At 57.4% G+C, this 21867-nt stretch carries 16 protein-coding genes and 3 pseudogenes; 15 read left to right on the forward strand and 4 right to left on the reverse strand.

Features of this window, described 5'->3' with window-relative positions; translation table 11 throughout:
- Positions 1-13: 13 nt before the first annotated feature.
- The 10 genes and pseudogenes from QRY16_RS14855 to repA (QRY16_RS14900) all read left to right on the forward strand — a co-directional run bounded on the left by QRY16_RS14855 (position 14) and on the right by repA (QRY16_RS14900) (position 11499).
- Complete coding sequence (locus QRY16_RS14855; protein WP_289777145.1) at positions 14-448, forward strand: hypothetical protein; 435 nt, start codon at positions 14-16, stop codon at positions 446-448.
- Positions 449-705: 257 nt separating this feature from the next.
- Complete coding sequence (locus QRY16_RS14860; RefSeq protein WP_289777146.1) at positions 706-936, forward strand: hypothetical protein; 231 nt, start codon at positions 706-708, stop codon at positions 934-936.
- Positions 933-1961: a type IV secretion system DNA-binding domain-containing protein gene (locus QRY16_RS14865; RefSeq protein WP_289777147.1), complete on the forward strand. Its 1029-nt coding sequence runs from the start codon at positions 933-935 to the stop codon at positions 1959-1961. The genes QRY16_RS14860 and QRY16_RS14865 overlap by 4 nt, the downstream gene beginning before the upstream one ends.
- Positions 1962-2131: 170 nt before the next feature.
- Positions 2132-3334, forward strand: a pseudogene (locus tag QRY16_RS14870) (type IV secretion system DNA-binding domain-containing protein); the annotation flags it as partial.
- Positions 3334-8484, forward strand: coding sequence for a conjugative transfer relaxase/helicase TraI (gene traI / locus QRY16_RS14875; protein WP_289777149.1), 5151 nt, complete (start codon positions 3334-3336; stop codon positions 8482-8484). The pseudogene QRY16_RS14870 and the gene traI, both read left to right, overlap by 1 nt.
- A gap of 101 nt (positions 8485-8585) precedes the next feature.
- The gene (locus QRY16_RS22105) at positions 8586-9269 is read left to right on the forward strand and encodes a ProQ/FINO family protein (RefSeq protein ID WP_289777150.1); all 684 of its coding nucleotides are present in this window, start codon (positions 8586-8588) and stop codon (positions 9267-9269) included.
- A gap of 1 nt (position 9270) precedes the next feature.
- Positions 9271-10068 carry a DsbA family protein gene (locus QRY16_RS14885; RefSeq protein ID WP_289777151.1) on the forward strand — a complete coding sequence of 266 codons (798 nt, stop codon included), beginning with the start codon at positions 9271-9273 and terminating at the stop codon, positions 10066-10068.
- Between the two features lie 239 nt (positions 10069-10307).
- Complete coding sequence (locus tag QRY16_RS14890; RefSeq protein WP_230979151.1) at positions 10308-10544, forward strand: hypothetical protein; 237 nt, start codon at positions 10308-10310, stop codon at positions 10542-10544.
- A gap of 11 nt (positions 10545-10555) precedes the next feature.
- Complete coding sequence (locus QRY16_RS14895; RefSeq protein ID WP_058655891.1) at positions 10556-11113, forward strand: phospholipase D family nuclease; 558 nt, start codon at positions 10556-10558, stop codon at positions 11111-11113.
- Between the two features lie 137 nt (positions 11114-11250).
- The gene (gene repA / locus QRY16_RS14900; protein ID WP_058655865.1) at positions 11251-11499 is read left to right on the forward strand and encodes a replication regulatory protein RepA; all 249 of its coding nucleotides are present in this window, start codon (positions 11251-11253) and stop codon (positions 11497-11499) included.
- Between the two features lie 51 nt (positions 11500-11550).
- On the opposite strand, the pseudogene QRY16_RS22110 reads toward repA (QRY16_RS14900), so the two are convergent.
- Positions 11551-11655, reverse strand: a pseudogene (locus QRY16_RS22110) (replication protein RepA).
- An 85-nt stretch (positions 11656-11740) separates the two neighbouring features.
- On the opposite strand from QRY16_RS22110, the gene tap reads away from it, so the two are divergent.
- Entirely contained in the window at positions 11741-11818 is a 78-nt protein-coding gene (gene tap / locus QRY16_RS14905) for a RepA leader peptide Tap (RefSeq protein ID WP_072201924.1), read from the forward strand.
- Positions 11799-12674, forward strand: a complete 876-nt coding sequence (gene repA, locus QRY16_RS14910; protein WP_261667011.1) for an incFII family plasmid replication initiator RepA — start codon at positions 11799-11801, stop codon at positions 12672-12674. The genes tap and repA (QRY16_RS14910) overlap by 20 nt, the downstream gene beginning before the upstream one ends.
- A 701-nt stretch (positions 12675-13375) precedes the next feature.
- Here repA (QRY16_RS14910) and QRY16_RS14915 read toward each other — a convergent pair.
- Positions 13376-13570, reverse strand: a complete 195-nt coding sequence (locus QRY16_RS14915; protein WP_289777152.1) for a hypothetical protein — start codon at positions 13568-13570, stop codon at positions 13376-13378.
- A 106-nt stretch (positions 13571-13676) separates the two neighbouring features.
- Here QRY16_RS14915 and QRY16_RS14920 point away from each other — a divergent pair, with 106 nt between their 5' ends.
- The 3 genes from QRY16_RS14920 (at position 13677) to QRY16_RS14930 (ending at position 20219) form a co-directional block, all read left to right on the forward strand.
- On the forward strand, positions 13677-14561 hold the full coding sequence (locus QRY16_RS14920) for a hypothetical protein (protein WP_289777153.1): 885 nt from the start codon (positions 13677-13679) through the stop codon (positions 14559-14561).
- A gap of 434 nt (positions 14562-14995) precedes the next feature.
- Positions 14996-15712, forward strand: a complete 717-nt coding sequence (locus QRY16_RS14925; protein ID WP_289777154.1) for an inverse autotransporter beta domain-containing protein — start codon at positions 14996-14998, stop codon at positions 15710-15712.
- Positions 15630-20219: an inverse autotransporter beta domain-containing protein gene (locus QRY16_RS14930; protein WP_289777155.1), complete on the forward strand. Its 4590-nt coding sequence runs from the start codon at positions 15630-15632 to the stop codon at positions 20217-20219. The genes QRY16_RS14925 and QRY16_RS14930 overlap by 83 nt, the downstream gene beginning before the upstream one ends.
- 113 nt (positions 20220-20332) lie before the next feature.
- Here QRY16_RS14930 and QRY16_RS14935 read toward each other — a convergent pair whose 3' ends face one another.
- Both QRY16_RS14935 and QRY16_RS14940 read right to left on the reverse strand, forming a co-directional pair.
- Positions 20333-20485 (reverse strand): hypothetical protein, encoded by a 153-nt coding sequence (locus QRY16_RS14935; RefSeq protein ID WP_289777160.1) that lies wholly within the window; start codon positions 20483-20485, stop codon positions 20333-20335.
- Positions 20486-20772: 287 nt separating this feature from the next.
- Positions 20773-21483, reverse strand: a pseudogene (locus QRY16_RS14940) (ISL3 family transposase); the annotation flags it as partial.
- Positions 21484-21867 lie beyond the last annotated feature (384 nt).

A 21867-nucleotide genomic window follows, 5' to 3' on the forward strand; every position in this document is an offset into this window, starting at 1 on the left:
TGGAGGGATGATAATGTTGGGGTTTAAATGGAATAAAAAGGAAAAGAAAGAAAAGCAGGCGAGTCCAGTTGATGTTAGCCTTGGAGTCAAAAAGCATTTATTTGCATTAATTGTCAATAGAACCAATAAAGAATGGTATGAAAAGAATGGGGCGATTGGTTTTATTAATTTCATTGGTTCTTATGATGGCGCGGAGTTATTGCCCGCTAATATAGAATACCCTTTTGTATACACATGGATGGACCTCGCTCATGAAGGTGGGATGCGTATGAGCTTTAATACGCGAGATATGAAGTTTTATTGCCAGGCCGTCATTGAATCTTTGGGTATTGACGAGGTTAATGAGAATTCAGATAGCATTGTTAATGAAGTGATTGACGATTTTGTGAAAATACACACAGAGACTTTCTTTAAATTGATTGAGGAAATCAATAAGGGTAATGTTTAATTGTCACTGCTGTGAATGTTCATTGTTTTGAGATTCAATGAATGTAAGTATGTTTTGATGAGGTTTATGCGTTGGCATTGAATTCTAGGTTAAGGGGCAGGATTCAGTCCTGTCCGAACTTACTAGGTTTGTTAAAAGCTATTTTCTGTTTTTTACTCCGAGACTCGATGTCGACCCGTTAAATATCTAATCCGCCATGCCATCGTGCTGTCACTCCCGGCAGTGCTTGCTGCTTCTATCTAAATTAAGGTTCAGCTATGAATTGTTCTGATAATGTCAGTTCTGATGCCGTGTTGCCTGAAGGAAATATTTTGTCTTCGCGTCAGACAGGAATGGGATACGCCCATATAAACCAGCTTCTGCCCAGAATGAAATGGAATAATAATGACCTCATTATCATTTATGATCCGACTGCTGCATTTCGGGATGTGTTTTCTGATGCACTGATTGTCTCGCCTTCATGTGAATATGCCGGGAGGGATAAATGAGTTCCACCAAGCATATTACTCAGGGCGGGCAGGTATTCAGCTATATGCTGAATATGTTTATGCAGGTCAACCGCCGTATTGCCTTCTGGTTGTTAAATCTCTTTTTTGTGCTGACACCGTTATTTTTCTGGATGAGGGTCCCGTGGCAGGACATGCGTAATGGTGGGCTGTACTGGTGGTTATACCTTTCCGCTGGCGGTGAAAAGGCGTTGTTCAATGTCCCCCCTGTATATGACGTGCCCTACGACGGACAAACGCTGCATTTTACTTCAGCAGCCATTCTGAAAGACCCCTATATGACCTATGCAGGTCAGCTGACGCTGCAGGAACTGTTTATTGCGGTATTCCTGGCGAGCTGTGTGGTGCTGGCGGTGGCGTATGGCGTCTATTACCTCCTGCGCCGACTCGGTGAGAAGCAGGCTCAGGACGACATGGTGGGTGGCCGTTCGCTCACAGAGGACGTGAAGTCGGTGGCCAGAACCCTGCTCCGCAATAATGAAGCATCGCCACTGCATTTTGACCAGTTACCACTGCTGCTCGACAGTGAGGTTAAAAACCTGTTGCTGCATGGTACGCCCGGCTCCGGTAAATCCAATGCCCTCAACAAACTGCTGCAGCAGCTGCGTGCACGCGGGGACATGGTGATTATCTACGACAAGGGCTGTTCGCTGGTTAAGCGCCACTTTAATGAAAACATCGATAAGCTGCTGAATCCACGTGATAAACGCTGTGAAAACTGGGATTTGTGGCTGGAGTGTCAGTCCACATCGGACTTTGATTCCATTGGCAATACGCTGATCCCCCAGAGTACCAAAGAAGATCCATTCTGGACGGGGTCTGCCCGTACCATTTTTACCTCGGTATCTAAACGTTTCCAGAATGACCCGCATCGCAGCTATAACGCGCTGCTGCGTACCCTGCTGGCCATCAATCTGAAGGCACTGCGGGAATACGTGCAGGGTACGGAAGCCTCCAACCTGATGGAAGAGGGGTCTGATGCTCAGTCGAACGAAAACTCACGTTAGGCGGCAAAGGTCGTCTGAAAAATCGATTAATGGACAGTAGTGTCCGTTAAATGCCATTTGCCGATTAAAAACACACCGTTTTCGGCGCATTTTTCGCTGTCCACAATGTTTTGATTTATCAGACAAAAAAGTCTTAACGTGAGAAACCGTTCCGTTGAGCATCGAACCCCGAAGAGAAGGTGGAGAAGACCGCCATTTCTATCCGTGGTGTACTGACCAACTACGTGAAGGCATTGCGCTACATGCAGGGGATTGAGCGCACCGGCAAACCCCGCTTTGCTATCCGCGAATGGATGAAGCAGGTGAACGAGCCGGGGCAGCGCAACGGCTGGCTGTGGATCACCTCCAATGCACGGGAGCACGAGTCCCAGAAGCCACTGATTTCCATGTGGCTGGCGCAGGCGGCCAACTGCCTGCTGGAGATGGGAGAGAACCCGACCCGCCGGGTGTGGTTTATCTACGATGAACTGACGTCCCTGCATAAGCTGCCGGAACTTCCTGGCGTACTGTCGGAGGCCCGTAAGTTTGGTGGCTGTTTTGTCCTCGGTTTTCAGAACAAACCGCAGCTGGATTTCACCTACGGTCGTGAATTTGCTGACGCGATGATGGATTTACTCAATACGCGCTTTTTCTTCCGCTCCCCGGATGAAGGGGTGGCGAACTATGTGATGCGTCAGCTGGGCCAGCGCCGGGCGAAGGTGTTTAACGAGCAGTACAGCTATGGTGCAGATACCGTACGTGACGGGGTGTCGTTCAGCAAGCAGGAAGATGACCAGTATCTGGTCAACTACTCCGATATCCAGTCTCTGCCGGACCTGACCTGTTATGTGACCCTGCCGGGGAATTACCCGGTAGTGCGTATGAATATGACTTACGAAAAAATGGACTTTATCGCGGCAGAGTTCCTGCCACGGGAGCTGAATGACAGTCTGGATCAGGAGATTGAAGAGGAAATTACCCGCCGCGAGCTGGATGAAGACAGCATCGACAGGCTGCTTGCTGTACAGAGCAACGAGCCTGCCGTTCCGGCAACAACAGCACCAATTGCCACCGTATCTTCGGTCACTGCGGCAACAGAAACTATCAATTCATCCCCTCTGCCACCGGCCACTGTATCGTCCTCCGTACCTGATACCCGGAGCAGCCAGGCATCGACCAGTCCGGTCCAGAACGGTGGTCGGGTGAAGGAATATGACGGACTGCAGGTGGATACGCAGACCGGTGAAATTCTGACTGAGCCAGATCGTTACGAAGACTATGCGGCGTACGAGCAGGAGGCCCTGCAGGCGATGAAGGAAGAAGAGAAAAATATCCTCGTTCACCGTGAACATGACGAACCGGACAGGGAGTATGAGCCGGGGGACCGCTGGTAATGCTGACCGTATCATCGACTGCTGGCGGCGGAGCCAGCTACTACATGGCGAAAGATAATTATTACTTTCTCGGCAGTATGGAAGCGTCCTGGATGGGGAAAGCCGCAGAGCTGTTAGGGCTGGAAGGCCCCGTGGATGCGAAGACATTCGATGATGCCCTGGCCGGATTTTTCCCGCAGGGCGTCGATCTCTCCCGGATGTCGGGCGGTCAGAATATTCACCGGCCGGGTTACGATCTGACGCTGTCGGCACCCAAAAGTATTTCCGTACTGGGTGTGGTACTGGGCGACAGCCGTATTCTGGAGGCGCATCAGCGTGCTGTCGGTGTGGCCATGGGGGAAATTGAAAGACTGGCCAGTACGCGTGTCATGGTAGATGGGGTCAGCCAGACAGAGATGACAGGTAAGTTGCTGGCTGCGGCTTTCCACCATGACACCTCGCGTGAACTTGATCCACAGCTGCATACGCACCTGATAGTGATGAACCTGACGGAGTACCTGGGGGAGTGGAAGACACTTTCCAGCGATAAGGTCGGCAACAGCGGGTTTATTGAGAACGTCTATGCCCTGCAGGTGGCGCTGGGCAAAATCTACCGTAACGAACTGCGTCAGGCCGTGGAGGAGATGGGATTCCGGACCGTGGTGACCGGCAAAAACGATCTGTGGGAAATCGAGGGTGTTCCGGTGGAGATATTTTCACAGCGTACGCAACAAATTCGGGAGGCCGTCGGGGATGGCGCGTCCCTGAAATCCCGTGACGTGGCGGCGCTGGATACGCGTAAGGCCAAACAGAAAGATCCCGACCGGGTAGAACTGCTGACCGACTGGATGAACCGTCTTGAGCAGGAAGGATTCGATATCGGCGCGTTTCGCCAGGAAGCTGAAGCCCGTCTGAAGACAATGGACAGTGACAGAGCTGTACGGCCGGAGACGACCCCGGACGATGTCCGTCAGGCGGTAAGCCTGGCGATTTCTCAGCTCAGTGAAAAGCGGACCCGCTTCACTTATTCCGACGTACTCAACCGGACGCTGAACAGTCTCGATGCGCGGGAGCAGATTGCGGTGATGGCGCGTTCGGCCATTGAGTCGGCGATTGAGAGCCAGCTGCTGATACCGCTGGACCGGGAGAAAGGTCTGTTTACCTCCTCTATTCATCTCCTGGACGAACTGAGCCTGCAGCAGCTGGCCGGGGAGATGAAATCCACCGTGGTGATATCCGGTGGTGCCCTGGCCCGGTCTTCTTCGTCTGTGCCGGTGATGCAGCAGATTGAGGCCGACCGCCCGGCACTGGCGATTGTCAGCCAGCCCGGAGGCGCGGGCGGTATGCGCGAATCGGTGCTGGCCGGGGTGCAGCTGGCGCAGTCACAGGGACGGGAAGTGGTGGTGCTGGCTACCGACCGCAGCAGTGAACGCTGGCTGGCTGAACAGCCTGGTCTGGCGGATAAAGTGGTGACGCTGAAAGGGCTGTCAGAGTCTGCGTTGCCGGAGAACAGTACGCTGATTGTGGCCGGGGCGGAAAAGCTCTCCGTCCGTGATGCGCTGACGGTCACCGACCAGGCACTTCGTGCGCAGTCCCAGCTGCTGCTGATGGACAGCGGCGGGCGCAGCGGGACCGGCAATGCTCTGCAGACGCTGGAGGCGGCCGGGGTGACCCGCTACCGGGCGGAAACGGAACGTACTGTGGCTGTCAGCGTGGTCAGTGAGCCGGACAAGAGGCAGCGCTATGCGGCTCTGGCCCGGGATTATGTAACGATGCTGAGCCAGGGAGAGAACGTGGTGGCCCAGGTCGGCGGCGAGCGTGAACAGCAGACACTAACGGCTGAGTTGCGGCAGGCGCTGCTGGAAAAGGGACTGCTCGGGGTAAAAACGGCGTCCATCGACACGCTGGTTCCGCAGTGGCTGGACAGCAAAAACCGCCGCCAGCTGGATACGTACCGGGAGGGCATGGTGCTCGAACAACGCGCTCCGGACAGCCGGGCACCTCAGCGCTATACCATTGACCGCGTCAGCGCGGAGACCCGCACACTGATGCTGGTCGGGGAGGATGGCCAGCGTCAGGGAATGAAGCTCAGTCAGGTGGACAGCAGCTGGAGCCTGTACCGGTCACAGACCGTTGATATTGCCGAAGGGGAGAAACTGACCTGGCTGGCACGGCAGGGCAAACAGCGTGCCGGTGACAGTGTCACCGTTACGGCCGTGCGAAAGAACAGCCTGGTGGTGGAGCATGACGGGCAGAAGCGGGTTATTCGTACCGATGAACCGCTGAAGGCCGGGTACGGTTACGTCACCTCGCCGGGAAAACGCGTCAGCGAGCAGGGCACGGTGCTGGCAGCGGTCTCCGGTCGGGATACCGGTGCGACAATGCTCAATACCCTGGCCCGCAGCGGCGAGCACATACAGCTTTATACCCCGCTGGCGAACGATGAAGCTGAACGCCGGTTATCCCGCTCACCGCTGTACCGTACCGCGCTGGCGCAGGTGAATCCGCAGAACGGTGAGCTGGCTGACGCGATGTCGGCGGCGCAGGATGCGCTGATGAGTCCGGCTGAGAAAGCGGTACGGCAGGCGGTGACGCTGACCCAGGGCAGTGAGGTGGTGTTCAGTCGCCCCGACGTCCTGGCGAATGCGCTGCCGTTGCATGCCTCCCTGCGTAAGGATGATGTGGACCGTGAGCTGGCCCGCCAGGTGCAGACTGGTGAACTCATCCCGGTACCGGGACCAAAAGGTACGGCGCAGCAGCTGTATGTGACGGCCGCGAGTTATGAGGCGGAGAAACGCGTCATCCGTCTGGTGGTGGAAGGGCTGGATACGCAGTCATCGCTTCTGAGTCACGCTGACCCGGCACTCTTTGCCGGGCTGACTGCAGGGCAACAGCAGGCCTCCAGCCTGATACTGGAGAGCACCGACCGCTTCATCGGGATACAGGGTTATGCCGGTGTGGGTAAAACCACCCAGCTGAAAACCGTCCTGGCGGCGCTGGAGACCCTGCCGGCAGAGCAGCGTCCGGATGTTGTCGGCCTGGCTCCGACCCACCGGGCGGTGGGCGAGATGGCCGATGTTGGCGTTAAAGCGCAGACGCTGGCGAGCTTCCTGATGGATGTGGAGCGCCGGATTCAGGGCGGAGAGACGCCCGATTTCAGTAAGACCCTGTTCCTGGTGGACGAGAGCTCGATGGTGGGTAACCGGGATATGGCCGATGCGATGGGCTATATTGCCGCCGGCGGTGGTCGCGCGGTGCTGAGCGGTGACCGGGACCAGCTGCTGCCGGTGGATAACGGCGCGCCCTTCACTCTGCTGCAGGAACGCAGTCCGTTAGATACCACCATCATGCAGGATATTGTGCGCCAGAGTCCGGCACTGAAACCGGCCATTGAATCGGTCATTGCCCGCCAGGTCCCGGCTGCGCTGGACACCATCCGCAGCGTGACGCCGGATACGGTGCCGAGAACGCCGGGTCGCTGGTCACCGACACAATCCGTGGTGGCCATCCCCCAGACGAAAGAGCAGAAGGAAGAGCAGGGTGACCGGGTGATACAGGCCATCGTCGATGACTTTACCGGTCGTACCGCAGAAGCACGTGACAATACGCTGATTGTCACCCAGACCAACGCTGACAAGAACGCCATCAATACCGCCATTCATGCTCAGCTGCAGGAGCGCGGCGAGCTTGGCCGTGAAGTGGCCATTACCGTGCTGGAACGGGTGAAAACGCAGACCGACAGGCTGAAGTCGGTGGCGGGGATGGCTGCGCAACACGGCAATATCGCGCTGATTAACGACCGCTATTATACCATCCGTGCCGGACAGGACAGCCGCCAGAACGGTTATGTCGAACTGGTTGATGAAACCGGTCAGGCACAGGCGCTGTCGGCTTTTGAGAGCAGCCTGCGGGACATTGCGGTGTTTAAACCCCGCGAGATAAAGGTATCGGTCGGGGAGAAAGTCAGCTTCTCCCGGTCTGACCGCGAGCGCGGACGCGAAGCGAACAGCAACTGGACCGTCACCGGCGTGACAAAAGAGGGCGAGCTGCAGCTGACTCAGGGGGAGGAGACCCGCATCCTGAATCCGAATGCCGACCTGGCCGACCGCCATCTGGACTACGGCTATGCCGGAACAGCGCACAAGGCTCAGGGGGCCAGTGCATTGTACGTCATCGTGCTTGCCGGCGTGGACGGCGGCAGAAAAGCGCTGGCCTCGCTGCGTGATGCGTATGTAGGCCTGTCGCGTGTAAAAGTGCATGTGCAGGTCTATACCGACAATCTGGGTAAATGGCTGACGAAAGTCTCTCAGCCTGCAGAGCGGCAGACGGCCCACGATGTGTTGCTGGCAGACAGCGATCGTCAGGCGGCAACCGCACAGCTGTTATGGGAAAAGGCCACGCCGCTGTCTGACAGCGCCCTGGGGCGGGCACTGGCAACACAGTTACCGGAGGCGGGGGAGGCCCGCTTTATCCACGGCAGCCGGAAATACCCGGCGCCGCATGTGGCGCTGCCGGTGCACGATGCCAGCGGCGTGCAGCGGGCAGTATTGCTGCGGGAGGTGCAGCTTGATGGTGATGGCCGGTTACGGGGCTTAAGTGATAACACCCGCCTGCTTGGCAGTGAAGAGGCCACACTGGTGATATTCCGGCAAAGTGAAACCGGCCTGACCCGTCAGGCCACGGACCTGGCAGAGGCCCGACAGCTGGGGCTGCAGCATCCCGGCGACGGTATTGTGGTCGTCAGTGGTGAATCACCCACCGATGCCATCATGAAGCGCCTGAGCGGTGGTCTGGTTCTGCCGGACAGTGCCGACATTTCCCGTCACCCGGGAAGCAACCCGGCAGACACGCCTGACCCAGTGAGCCTGAAAACGCCGGAAGAGCAGCGGATGGCGAAAGCAGTGGCTGAAGAGGCCCGACGCCAGCAGCATCAGGAGGCCGCCCCGCATTTGCCTGGTGACCCGGAACGCCCTGATGCCCTGCAACAGGCGGAGCGCGCTGAATCCCGTGCGCTGCAGCGTGAGGCTGAACAGTTCCGGCAGCAGGAGCAGGCCGGGCTGAGTCAGGTCATACAGCAGGATCGTCAACAGACGCGTCAGCGGGAAAGCGTGACCGACCAGCTTCACCGGGTTGAGCGCGAGATAGTGAAAGAGAAGGAAATTGGTGAGTAACCGGCATCTGTCGCGCAATATCAATGCCGCCAGCGTCGGTCCTGTGGAATACTTCACATATCAGTCACCCCGAGCTATCAACACACTACAGGAGTCAGCCTGTGAATGATGACAAAACCCGTCCGCGCCTGAGCCTGAAGCGTAAGGCCCCGCCAGCAGACGCGTCCGTACCTGCCAGCGAGGCGGAGGCGGACATCACGGTCTCCCGGCGGAAAACGGTGGTGGTGAACACCGGGCCGAAACGCAATAAAAAGCCGCTGGCGGATGACCGACCGCCCGCCTCCCGGATGCTCCAGCCAGGCAAAGGGCAACCCAAAAAGACAAAGGAAAAAAAACAACCAGCACTCCCACCCAACAAAGCGGTGGAGGTAATACCTCCTCCACCGAAGAAAAAGCCACGCCCTGGCCGTTCGCCGCGGCTGATGCGTCCGGCGGACGCCGTGCAGACGTTGAGTACACACTGGCCGGGCCTGTACGCTGGCGGCCAGCTGCGCCCGCTGGCCATCGGGGTAAGGGAACAGCTCTTTGCCGATGTAGAACGCCGGGCACTGCCGTTGTCGAAGAAGGTAATACGCCGCTGTCTGAAAACGCTGACGCGGACGGAAACGTATCTGAGCGGCCTGACGGCCGGAGTCGCATGCTACAACGCGGATGGCTCTGTTGAATCGCTCATTCCGCCTGAGCGTGAACGTGCAGCCATGGCAAAGCTTGCGAGGGTACAGGCAGACAAACCGAAGAAACAGGCGGCAAAAGCACCCGCCATAGATGAAAAAAAGGAACATTAAAATGTTAACAGTAAAGCGCACCGCACTGGCGGTGCTGATGACCAGCGCTCTGTTGTCCGGTATGGCAAATGCGGCGGAGAAAGCCACACCTGTCTTTACTCCGGAGCAGGAAGCCCGCATTGGTGAAATCGCGAAAGACTACCTGCTGGCTCATCCTGAAGTGCTGGTTGAGGTCAGTCAGAAACTGCAGGCACAGCAGCAGGAAAAGCAGCAGCAGGCGATGACGGCGGCCGTGATTCAGCATCAGGCCGCGCTACTGAACGATAAAGGCACGCCATCATATGGTCCCGCGGATGCGAAAGTGACGGTCGTCGAATTCTTCGATTACCAGTGCATCTACTGTGCCCGCCTGGCACCGGCGCTGGAGAAGGTGATGAAGGCCAACCCGGGTGTGCGCTTCGTGTTCAAGGAACTCCCTATCTTCGGAACCCGCTGGCCGGCGTCCCTGATGGCAGCGAAAACCGGGCTGCAGATTTACCAGCAAAAGGGCAGTGAGGCTTATCTGCAGTACCATAATGCGGTGTATGCCACCGGGCATAATGAGGGCAAGCTGACGGATGCCGATATTACCGCAGCGGCAAAAGCCGTGAAGCTCGATGTGAAAACCGCGCCGGATGTTCAGGGGACCCTCGAGGGTATCGGTGCACTGGCACAGCAGCTGGGCTTCAGCGGCACACCGGCCCTGGTGGTCATGCCGTCCAGTGGTGCCAGCGCGGACAATGTGACCGTTATCCCTGGTTTCACTGACGGCGAAACTCTGAACGCCGCTATCCAGAAAGCGGCAGGTGGTATTCGCTGATTTCACCCTGGTGGTGGTCTTCCTGACCGCCGCCCGGCGACGTCCGTCGTCGCGACGATCTGCGCTGCCCCCCTCAGCGCCAATACGAATCCTGCCGAACCAAACTTTCGTTCCCGGCATCGCCGGGCACGATGACCTGCCGCTCTCACGCTGTTCGGTTGGCCAACCCCGGATGCGGGTAAAAGCGAGTTTTCCCCGCATCCGGCGTTTCTTAGTTAATTCAGAGAAGATGAAATCATATGGCATGTTTTGAATGCAGCAGCGATGCAATGCTTATCAACCAGTTCGCCCCCTGGGTAACCGTCGGCATTTTGATAGTCAGTGCACTATTTTTCAGTCGTCTCCTGAAGCGCGATCATCGGATGTGGACATTCGTCGTCGTTACGCTGGTGTTGATGGAGGAGCTGGCTCTGAGCCTCTGGCTGCTGCTTGGTGATGTGCAGATAGTCTCCCCGTATTTTATGGGGAGCATGTAATGAGGATCGCAATGCGATTAAACCGTAGTGTCCGAAGATGGTGTCTGCCAGGTCTGCTCAGTCTGGCACTTTCAGCGCCTGTGCCGGTAGTTTGCGCAGCCAGTATCGAGGCGGGTTTTTCACCGGAAGGAACGGCGCTGCAGCTGGTCCTTAAGACCATTGACTCAGCACAGCAGGATATCCGCCTGATGGGCTATTCCTTCACCTCTCCGGAGGTGGTCAGGGCGCTTGTCAGAGCAAAATGCCGGGGAGTGAATGTGGCCGTGGTTCTGGACTGGAAAGCCAATACAGGAAAGAACAACCACGCCAGTAAAGCAGCCATGAATCTTCTGTTGGGTGCCGGTATACCGGTTCGTACTGTCAGTGCTTACAAAATTCTCCATGACAAAGTGATCGTCGCTGACGGGCGCAACACTCAGGTCGGCTCGTTTAACTTCAGCAGGGCTGCGGACCGTTCGAATTCGGAGAACGTGCTTGTAGTCTGGGATGACCCCACAGTGGCGCAGCGTTATCTGGACCACTGGACATCCCGCTGGGCGCAGGGAACGGACTGGAAACAGACGTACTGACCCTCAGGAAAACGATCATACAACGTAGACCGTGCGCCAACACGGTTCACACTTTTGTCTGAAGTTAAGTCGCTGATTTCAAAAATCTGTAGTATCCTCTGCGAAACGATCCTTGTTTGATCCTTGAGGAGGCAGAGATGTCGCAGGTCGGAAATGCAGTAACTTCCTCATCGAAAGAAAAGCGTCAGTATCGAAAAGGTAATCCGCTTTCTGCGTCAGAACGTCAACAGCAGGCTCTAGCTCGTAAAAAAACAACTCACAAAGAGATTCGAGTTTTTGTAAAAGATGTTCTCAAAAACCAGCTTCAGCTTCTTTGTGAGAAAGAAGGTATTACCCAGGCAGAAATGATTGAAAAACTGATAGCGATGGCGTCTGCGAAAGAGTAGAAAGAATGCAACAACATCACATTCTTGATACTTAAGTTTGTGAGTGCTAGATTACTGATCGTTTAAAGAATTTTGGCTGGCCACGCCGTAAGGTGGCAGGGAACTGGTTCTGATGAGGTGTCTACCCGGAACCAGAAAAGCAAAAACCCCGATAATCTTTCAATTCTTGGCGGGATCGAAGATTAACGGGGCCTACTTAAACTGTATAGAAGCTGTTGCTCTATGCAGGGAGTATAGTTTTATGCTCAGAAAAGTTCAACACCTGTTTCTGCGCCATTTGCTCCTTCCGTGCAACATAAGTGCGGGAAGGTGTGACTGACGCTCAGACCCTGTTCTCCCATTATCGTCAGGTCAAAAACCCGAATCCGGTATTCACGCCGCGAGAAGGGAAAAAGACCCTGCCGTTCTGTCGTAAGCTGATGGCGAAAGCTGAGGGCTTCACGTCCCGTTTTGACTTTTCCGTCCATGTGGCGTTTGTACGCTCGCTGGGTAAACGTCACCGGATGCCGCCTCTGCTGCGTCGTCGTGCCATTGATGCACTGCTCCAGGGGTTGTGCTTCCACTATGACCCGCTGGCCAATCGTGTACAGCGCTCCATCACCAATCTGGCCATCGAGTGCGGTCTGGCCACCGAGTCAAAAAGTGGCAATCTGTCCATCACCCGTGCCACGCGGGCGCTGAAGTTCATAGCGGAGCTGGGGCTGATTACCTACCAGACCGAGTATGACCCGCAGATTGGCTGCAACATCCCGACCGATATCACCTTCACGCCGGCACTGTTCTCCGCGCTCGACGTCTCTGACGTAGCTGTTGTGGCCGCACGCCGCAGCCGCGTCGAATGGGAAAATCAGCAGCGTAAGAAGCAGAACCTGAAGCCACTGGAGATGGACGAGCTGATAGCGAAGGCCTGGCGTTTTGTGCGCGAACGGTTCCGCAGCTACCAGTCCGAACGTAAACAGCATGGCCTGAAACGCGCCCGTGCGCGACGTGACGCGGACAGAACCCGTAAGGACATTGTGACCCTGGTGAAGCAACAGCTGACGCGGGAATACGCCAGCGGGCGATTCACCGGCGGTCTTGATGCCATGAAGCGGGAGCTGGAGCGCCGCGTGAAAGAGCGCATGCTAATGTCGCGTGGCAACAACTACACGCGGCTGGCCACCGTCCCCATATAACCTACCTGACTGAAAAATCCGGCTGGCGCCGGAGGGTTTCGCGCGTCTGCAGCTCCAGACTGACGGTTTTCTGCACGAAATGACGGCCGTCCTTCCTGACATTCACCCCATTCCGCCATCAGAATGGCCAGAAATTGCATCAGAGTGGCCACATCTCATCGCCAGATTCAGTTACCCACAAATAACTGCAAGGGACCTTTCCATAAGGTTACAGCCGTTATGCTTACAGAGCGCCAGCCGACCTGATTTCAAAGTGCGTGGTTTCCTTTAAAAACCTGCTCTGTACTTCTTTTAAATATCTTTTATTTCATTCATATAAATATATAACCTGTTCGTCGCCTGACCTGTGGACAGGCTCCTGAAAATGCCCGCCCTTGCAGCGGACTCACGTCCGCGCCGGTTCGGCAACTACCTAAAGTAGCTCCCATCGCTACGCGACGGGCCCCGGCACAGCACATATAGTTACAACATTCAAAATACTCACTCAAAAGCAGGAACCGTGCCTGCCTCAACCCTCACAGCCCCTCCCACCACTGAAAAGCGAGGCCGCCCCGGCCAAAGGCCGGAACAGCATCGCTTTTAATGATGGATGTTGTAACTAGAGCTAAGTCGCTTTGAGAAGTATCGCTGGAAGGTCTGGAATAACACGCCCGTAAGCGGCCCTCACGGCCCGCTAACGCGGAGATACGCCCCGACTGCGGCTACGCCTTGTCGTGACCACTCCGACGGCGCACAAAAGCTTCTGTATCGCTTTTAGCGGGTTTATGTCTGGCAGGGTGAAGGGGTGGATTGGCAGAACTTATCAGAACGGTAACCGGCTGCGCCGGGCCACGGCGCCATTCACTCACTGAGCCATATTCAACACCCGCTGGCGCCTCCATGACGCTTCGCGTCATTCAGTGGACCGGCTGCGCACTGCTCGCCAGTCCGGTATGCATATGATATAAACGATAGTGTTTATAAACACTTCTGTGGATATCGTTATGCTGCTGGCCGACTACATTGACAGCGTGTACGGAACGGCGCGCGGAAACCGGACGTTTTCTGAAGGACAATCCGGATATCCTTCCCCAGGAGCTGAGCCGCTGGCTTAAGGCTGGCCTGAAAATCAGGCCGGAGACCGGCAAAATCTACAAGCCCGTATCACGCCGCGTCAGGATACCGTCGGCGGTTGCCGCCGGGGCTGGCGTCTTTCTCTCTGATGACCTGCGTGAACGTGTCGCGTCACTGGCCACCGCACAGAACGTGACAACGGATGCCATGCTGAATGCCCTGGTGGAGCGCGAGGAACTGTGCCGTAAACTGTCCCTTCAGACAGAGAATGGTGACGCCGTGCCGGAACAGCAGATTGCCGGCATTGTCAGCCGGTACTTTTCAGCACTGTCTGAGCGCAGTGAAACCGGGGCCTGGCACAGGGCGCTGGAGGTGCTGGTCCGGGAACTGACGGAATCTGGCCTGCTGTCATTCCATACCGGTAATATTGCCGAGAGCCGCCGCCTGAACATCCCCCGCACCGCGTATTACTGGTACGGCGGTTTCGTGGCAAAACGCGTGGCCATGATGCTGGGCTGCTACGATATCTACCTGTGGAACGAAATGATGCGCCCGGACAGCGATGTGGTCTTTGTGGGGGATGCGCGCAACGTCGTCGCCTGCTACTTCATCTGCCAGCAGATGTGCCGCCTGCTGAAAGCCGTGCGGCTGAACTGGCGTAAGCAGCAGGGCGCGTGGGGGAGTCGGGCTGAGCTGGATGAGGCTGCGCACCGGTATACGCAGCGGCTGGCCGAGGGGATTATGGATAACGGTATTTTTATTGGTGGCGACGAACAGAACTCTTACCGGCTGTACAACTATGCGGAAAAACATTACGCCTGGGCTATGCGCTGAGAAGGGCACAACAGGTAAGAGAGAAAAAGTAATGTGTTATATTGAGGGGATTTTAATTATCTTTTAAATAACAAAATAACAGGAGGTGACTTTACTATGTTTAATAGTATTTGTACTTTTGGTGGTGTCGATAAGTGCTACTCAGTTATCGATTTCCAAAAATTACCTGAGAAAGAAATAGAGAAATTAAGGCATTCACTGGTATGCCCTGGTTGCCGTGAACGGGGGCGTCCATTCCATTAGAACCGGTAGCCGAGCTGGTAATAATTGATTATAGTTATTAATAGCTTTTAATTACCGTCTCGCCGGGATTATTCCATGCGGAATATTAACCTGTTACCTGTTACCTGTTACCTGTTACCTGTTACCTGTTTCTGTGAATCCTTATTGTGATTAAAACAAACTGCCTTCTCACCTCCCCACGCCCCCGTAAGATGCTGCGTGCAACCGCATGGCTCAATATTGCCATACAGCTTGCTTTTCCCCTGGCCGGCGCGTTTACGCCGGTAATGGCCGCAGAGAATAAGACGCAGCACTTCCTGCCACAGTCAGGGGAGGCGCTGTCCCTGCATACCCGGCCCCGGACGCTGGCACCGGGCGAAAGCGTGGCCTCGGTCGCAAAAAAATACAACATGACGGTGGAGGCTCTGCGCCGGCTCAATCAGTTTCGTACCTTTGCCCGCGGCTTTGACCACCTGCAGCCCGGCGATGAGCTGGACGTACCGCTGGCGCCGCTGCCTGCGGTTGCGTGGGATGATAAACACCCCGCGCCGCAGCCAGAGGTGACTGACGCAGGCTCCCGGTCCGTGGCGGGACTGGCCTCACAGATAGGCACATTTTTTTCCGGGCATCCGGACGGCGATGCGGCAGCCTCTCTTGCCCGCGGTATGGCGACGGGTAAGGCGACAGGCGAAATTCAGCAGTGGCTCAGCCGGTTCGGCACCGCCCGCGTACAGCTTGATGCGGATAAAAACCTCTCCCTGAGAAATTCCAGCTTTGACATGCTGGTCCCGCTGTGGGAGCGCCAGGACCGGCTGCTTTTCGCTCAGGGCAGCCTGCACCGCACTGATGACCGCACTCAGGCCAACCTGGGGATGGGGCTGCGCACCTTTCAGCGTGACTGGATGGCGGGCGGCAACGTTTTTTTTTGATGACGACCTCTCCCGCTATCACTACCGCGCCGGGCTGGGGCTGGAGTACGGTCGCGATAACCTGAAGCTGTCGGCCAACCGCTATCTGCGGCTCAGCGGCTGGCGGGATGCGAAAGAGCCTGAGGATTACGAAGCGCGCCCGGCCAACGGCTGGGACCTGCGTTCTGAAGCCTGGCTGCCGGCGTATCCACAGCTGGGCGGAAAGCTGATGTATGAACAGTATTACGGTAATGAGGTGGCGCTCTTCGGCACTGACCACCGGCAGCGCAGCCCGCGGGCGGTTACGGCGGGTATCACCTGGACGCCGGTGCCGCTGGTCACCTTCAGCGCGGAAAGAAAGCAGGGGCAGTCCGGCGTGAGCGATGCCCGTTTCGGCGTCGATTTCCGTATTCAGCCGGGCGTGCCGTGGCACCGGCAGTTCAGCCCGGACGCGGTGGCTGTCCTGCGCAGCCTGGCGGGCAGTCGCTATGACCTGGTGGACCGCAATAACAATATCGTGCTGGAGTACCGCAGGAAGAAGGTTATCCGGCTTCATCTGAGCCCTCTGATTACCGGCTGGAGCGGGGAGATGAAATCGCTGGGCGCGTCGGTGAACAGCAAGTACGGGCTTGACTATATTGACTGGGATGCGCCGCTGCTGCTGGCGCGCGGCGGCAAAATCGTGGCGGACGGTGCCGGCGGGTATAACGTGGTGCTGCCGGCCTGGCAGTATGATGCACAGGGCAGCAACACCTATACTGTCGGCGGCGTGGCGGTGGATAAAAAAGGCAACACTTCAGCGCGGGCTGAAGCACAGGTGACGGTTACCCAGCCTGCCATCAGCGCCATATCCAGTACCCTGACGCCGCCGGAGTCAGTGATGCCGGCGGACGGCAGGACACAGCAGACGCTGACGCTCTCCCTGAAGGATTCGCGCGGCCAGCAGGTGGACGTGGGTGAAGGCGAAATCACGGTCAGCACGAAAGAGAAGGCTTACGCGGGTAAGGACGCTGTACCGGCTGCGGCGGCAAAGAGTCAGCCGGCGATGACCGCATTCCGGCGTCAGTCGGCCGGTATTTACACGGCAGTGGTGACGGCCGGCACGATACCGGACAGGTACAGCGTGACGCCGGCCGTCCGCGGCGTCAGCATACCGGAAGCGGTTATCAGCCTGGCGGCAGACAGCAGTACGGCGTCGGTGACAGCGGTAGCGCTGGACGGTGACATCATCATGAAACCGGCCAGCGGCGCGAGCAGTTTTAACTACAGCGTGACGGTGCAGGATAACCAGGGGAACCCGGTGGAGGGTGCCGTTGTGGAGGCCGCAGCAGATAAAACGGGCGTCAGCGTCAGCGGTGGTGCCCGGACCGGTAAAGACGGTCACGCCACGGTGACCCTGACAGGTACCACGACGGCGGTCAGCGACATCATGGTTACCGCCGGCACCGGCGCGCAGCAGAAAAAGGCGGCGGACAGAACGGTGAGCTTTGTGGCCGACAGCAGTACGGCGACGGTGACCGCGCTGGAGGTGACCGCAGACAACTCCATGGCAGATGGCCGGGCACAGAACGCGGTGAGGGCGACGGTTAAGGACGCCGGCGGTAACGCGGTGGCGAATGCGGCCGTCAGGCTGACGGCGCCCGCGCTGAGTATCGACGGAAAAGGCGACTCTGCGGAAGTGACAACGGATGCGCAGGGACAAGCCCGGGTGACGCTGACCGGCAGCGTTGCGGGTCAGTTCAGCGTCACCGCTGCTGCGGCCGCGGACGGCGGCAAGGGTAAAACGGTGACGGTGACGTTTGTTGCAGGCCAGGTGACGCAGGGAACCATTGCGACCGACAAAACCAGCTACGTGGCCGGTACCGACATGGCGCTGACGGTGACGCTGAAGGACACGCAGGGCAACCCGGTGAGCGGCCAGTCGGCGCTGCTGACGGCGGGCGCGGTGACGGTGGCCAACGCCGCGCTGAAGGGTAAGTGGAAGGACAACGGGGACGGCAGCTACGCGGTGGCCTACACGGCGGTGACGGCGGGCAGCGGCCTGAAGGCGTCGCTGACGCTGAGCAGCGGCAGGCCCGCAGAGTCGGCGGCGTATGCCATCACGGCCGGCGCGGTGACGCAGGGAACCATTGCGACCGACAAAACCAGCTACGTGGCCGGTACCGACATGGCGCTGACGGTGACGCTGAAGGACACGCAGGGCAACCCGGTGAGCGGCCAGTCGGCGCTGCTGACGGCGGGCGCGGTGACGGTGGCCAACGCCGCGCTGAAGGGTAAGTGGAAGGACAACGGGGACGGCAGCTACGCGGTGGCCTACACGGCGGTGACGGCGGGCAGCGGCCTGAAGGCGTCGCTGACGCTGAGCAGCGGCAGGCCCGCAGAGTCGGCGGCGTATGCCATCACGGCCGGCGCGGTGACGCAGGGAACCATTGCGACCGACAAAACCAGCTACGTGGCCGGTACCGACATGGCGCTGACGGTGACGCTGAAGGACACGCAGGGCAACCCGGTGAGCGGCCAGTCGGCGCTGCTGACGGCGGGCGCGGTGACGGTGGCCAACGCCGCGCTGAAAAGCGACTGGACGGACAACAACGACGGCAGCTACGGCGCCACTTACACGGCCACCACGGCGGGCAGCGGCCTGAAGGCGTCGCTGACGCTGAGCAGCGGCAGGCCTGTGGCGTCGGCGGCGTATGAGATATATGCGGCACCGGCGGTGAAAGGCGGCAGGGTAACAATAAGCGGCGGGCTGGAGGCCGGCAGCAGCGAGCTTACGGCGGAGTACGCCTTCGAGAGCAACGGCACCGGAGAGGACGCCTCCACGTACCAGTGGCAGTGGCGGCCGGCAGGCAGCACAGACGAGAAAGACTGGAAAAACGGTCAGCAGGACGGTCATGACAGACGCACCTACAAGCCCGGCAGGGATTATGCCGGTGACGAGGTCCGGGTAATCGTCACGCCGGTCGGTAAACTGCATCCGGTGCTGGCGGGCGCGCAGGTTATCAGCAACGTGGTGACGATGTACGGAGCGCCGTCAGTGGCGAACGTGAAGGCGCCGGCGACGTCGCTGGCCGGTAAGGAGCTGGACGTGACCTATGATTACAGCGGCAACGGCAGCGGCAGCGATGCCTCGTCCTATCAGTGGGAGTACCGGCAGACCCCGTCAGAGGGCTGGACGGTGCCGCAGAGCAACGCCGCGAAGAACCGGAAGTGGACGCCGGACGCCAGCTACGCCGGTTACCAGGTGCGCCTGACGGTGACGCCGAAGGGAAGCCTGCACCCTGAGCTGGCCGGCACGCCGGTCAGCAGTGATGCGGTGGCAATCTACGCAGCGCCGTCAGTGGCGCATGTGAAGGCGCCGGCGACGTCGCTGGCCGGTAAGGAGCTGGACGTGACCTATGATTACAGCGGCAACGGCAGCGGCAGCGATGCCTCGTCCTATCAGTGGGAGTACCGGCAGACCCCGTCAGAGGGCTGGACGGTGCCGCAGAGCAACGCCGCGAAGAACCGGAAGTGGACGCCGGACGCCAGCTACGCCGGTTACCAGGTGCGCCTGACGGTGACGCCGAAGGGAAGCCTGCACCCTGAGCTGGCCGGCACGCCGGTCAGCAGTGATGCGGTGGCAATCTACGCAGCGCCGTCAGTGGCGCATGTGAAGGCGCCGGCGACGTCGCTGGCCGGTAAGGAGCTGGACGTGACCTATGATTACAGCGGCAACGGCAGCGGCAGCGATGCCTCGTCCTATCAGTGGGAGTACCGGCAGACCCCGTCAGAGGGCTGGACGGTGCCGCAGAGCAACGCCGCGAAGAACCGGAAGTGGACGCCGGACGCCAGCTACGCCGGTTACCAGGTGCGCCTGACGGTGACGCCGAAGGGAAGCCTGCACCCTGAGCTGGCCGGCACGCCGGTCAGCAGTGATGCGGTGGCAATCTACGCAGCGCCGTCAGTGGCGCATGTGAAGGCGCCGGCGACGTCGCTGGCCGGTAAGGAGCTGGACGTGACCTATGATTACAGCGGCAACGGCAGCGGCAGCGATGCCTCGTCCTATCAGTGGGAGTACCGGCAGACCCCGTCAGAGGGCTGGACGGTGCCGCAGAGCAACGCCGCGAAGAACCGGAAGTGGACGCCGGACGCCAGCTACGCCGGTTACCAGGTGCGCCTGACGGTGACGCCGAAGGGAAGCCTGCACCCTGAGCTGGCCGGCACGCCGGTCAGCAGTGATGCGGTGAGTATTTATGACCTTAAAGCACCACGTATTACATGGAGTGCGTGTTGGGTAGTGGGGAGCATCTGGAATCGTGCCCCCGAACTTTCATTTACTTGGGATACCACAAACATTCCCCCAGGTATTAATATCGTTATAGGTGATTCTATTCGAAGACCTGCATCTGATGGGAAGTTTGAAAAACAGGTGGTAAATCAGGAAACGAGAGTATATTTTATGGATAGCTATGGGAATAAGAGTAATGCAATCACTATCACGAGTTTAATTACATTTAGTTGTGATACTTTCGTGAATGAGGACTAAAAACACGCGCTTTTATCCGGAGGTCCGTCAGCGGGCTTGTGCGAATGGTTCTAACAGGTCAGAGCGACTATGACTCACCAGACTCTGTACACAATTCTGTGTAAATGCCTTTCTCAGTAGTGGCCGTCCAGGCGGTCACCGAACTCGATAATAAAAGGGCTCATGGTCATACGCCAGTCCCGCAGCGGCATCGTCCATTTAAGTGAGGCCGCCTGGATTGCCAGCCACACCACCTTTTTCACTGGCTCGATGGTTAGGAAACTCAATCGACCCTTTTGAGTTTCCTAACCATCAGGGGTGACGATGAAGATCCTTATGTAATGGTGACTGTTGCGCGGTAATGCGGAAAATAGCCAGTGTCGCTGTGTTTTTAATCTAAACCCGGGCACTGGCTATGTCATCGCCAACGACGTCCGCAGCACGGACTCTGTGTTGTGTCGTCAGGGTCTCTAGCTTTTAGTCTTTAGTTTTTAAGGGTATTCCGGAAATCCTGTTGTTAGGACATCCCGAACCCCGTTGAATGGAAAATGATGGGTATGTTGTTGGCGGCTAGTTATTCGCCGATTTTGGATTCCAGAATAGCGTCGATAGATACGCCGTAATCGTCTAGGATTTCATCATCCAGATCCCACGAACCAACGGTGACATAGCCAATCGTGAACGGTGATTCTTTCACTGGTTTCGGCTTGCTGAACTTGTGCCTGAGGGTGAATAGCGTTTTAGCCCTGAACATCTCAAAGGACATCCCTCGCGAATCACGGTTCAGATCGCGCATCTTGCGGTTGATGGACTCCGTAAAGGCGTTGGTCTTCCGTTGGGCCGGGCCGAAGTAGGCGAATATCTCTTTTTCCCAGTTCGTCATCGACGTAATCAGCGGCTTCCAGTGCTTTTTATGACGCTCGGGTATCTTTGCCAGCCAGTTCTGATAGCGCATTCTGGCCTCAGGTTCGGTCTGTGCCAGCCAGATATCAAAGAACTCTTCCTTCAATTGGCAGGCAAGCCCCAGCTCAGGATAGTGATCCAGCCACGTTTCGATAATCATCTGCTGCATGGGGTTAAGGTCACGCTGACGCATCAGCATCATCTTGCGGTCGCCTTTAAGCTGCCGCCGGTGGTGAACTGTCAGATCCTTTTTGAGCGACTTACGCAGCGTTTCCATCGCCTCGTTAGCCATGCGCTGGATATGGAAGCGGTCAACGACGATGCTGGCTTTCGGGAATAGCTGGCTGGCAACGTCGCGGTATGGCTTCCACATGTCCTGACAGGGGTCAGTTTGGATATAGAGAATTATTGTACGGTAAGCCTGTTTTTTGAACAGGCTTACCTGTAGCAATAGGGTGTACTCCCGCGCTATACAGCATTTTCAGGGGTTTTGACCTTAATCCGATAACCTAAATGCGAGACCTCAAGGGCGACAACTTAAAAGCGATAACCGCTGAAACAAAATCAATCCGTTACGCAGCGGTATTGGTTAAATAATGCGCTTAACGTACAAAAATTTCCGATCTCCAAACTGCCCCCTCTTATACCGATGCCGGAGTAGCTGTCACTTCAGAAGTGAGATAGCAGCGCTAATTCTTCGGAAAAAATACTTAAATTTGCTTAATCCACTGAAACTGTGCGTGATAATTTGTAAAATCGTTGTATT

This window comes from Mixta mediterraneensis, assembly GCF_030283135.1.
In the GTDB taxonomy this organism is placed as follows: domain Bacteria; phylum Pseudomonadota; class Gammaproteobacteria; order Enterobacterales; family Enterobacteriaceae; genus Pantoea; species Pantoea mediterraneensis.

Excerpts from the sequence above, each read along its gene's own strand:
- QRY16_RS14930 (WP_289777155.1), top strand. The coding sequence starts at position 15,630 with ATGACCGCACTCAGGCCAACCTGGGGATGGGGCTGCGCACCTTTCAGC.
- QRY16_RS14865 (WP_289777147.1), top strand. The coding sequence starts at position 933 with ATGAGTTCCACCAAGCATATTACTCAGGGCGGGCAGGTATTCAGCTAT.
- QRY16_RS14855 (WP_289777145.1), top strand. The coding sequence starts at position 14 with ATGTTGGGGTTTAAATGGAATAAAAAGGAAAAGAAAGAAAAGCAGGCG.
- traI (WP_289777149.1), top strand. The coding sequence starts at position 3,334 with ATGCTGACCGTATCATCGACTGCTGGCGGCGGAGCCAGCTACTACATG.
- QRY16_RS14885 (WP_289777151.1), top strand. The coding sequence starts at position 9,271 with ATGTTAACAGTAAAGCGCACCGCACTGGCGGTGCTGATGACCAGCGCT.
- QRY16_RS14895 (WP_058655891.1), top strand. The coding sequence starts at position 10,556 with ATGCGATTAAACCGTAGTGTCCGAAGATGGTGTCTGCCAGGTCTGCTC.
- QRY16_RS14860 (WP_289777146.1), top strand. The coding sequence starts at position 706 with ATGAATTGTTCTGATAATGTCAGTTCTGATGCCGTGTTGCCTGAAGGA.
- QRY16_RS14915 (WP_289777152.1), bottom strand. The coding sequence starts at position 13,570 with ATGACGCGAAGCGTCATGGAGGCGCCAGCGGGTGTTGAATATGGCTCA.
- repA (WP_058655865.1), top strand. The coding sequence starts at position 11,251 with ATGTCGCAGGTCGGAAATGCAGTAACTTCCTCATCGAAAGAAAAGCGT.
- QRY16_RS14890 (WP_230979151.1), top strand. The coding sequence starts at position 10,308 with ATGGCATGTTTTGAATGCAGCAGCGATGCAATGCTTATCAACCAGTTC.
- QRY16_RS14925 (WP_289777154.1), top strand. The coding sequence starts at position 14,996 with ATGCTGCGTGCAACCGCATGGCTCAATATTGCCATACAGCTTGCTTTT.
- tap (WP_072201924.1), top strand. The coding sequence starts at position 11,741 with ATGCTCAGAAAAGTTCAACACCTGTTTCTGCGCCATTTGCTCCTTCCG.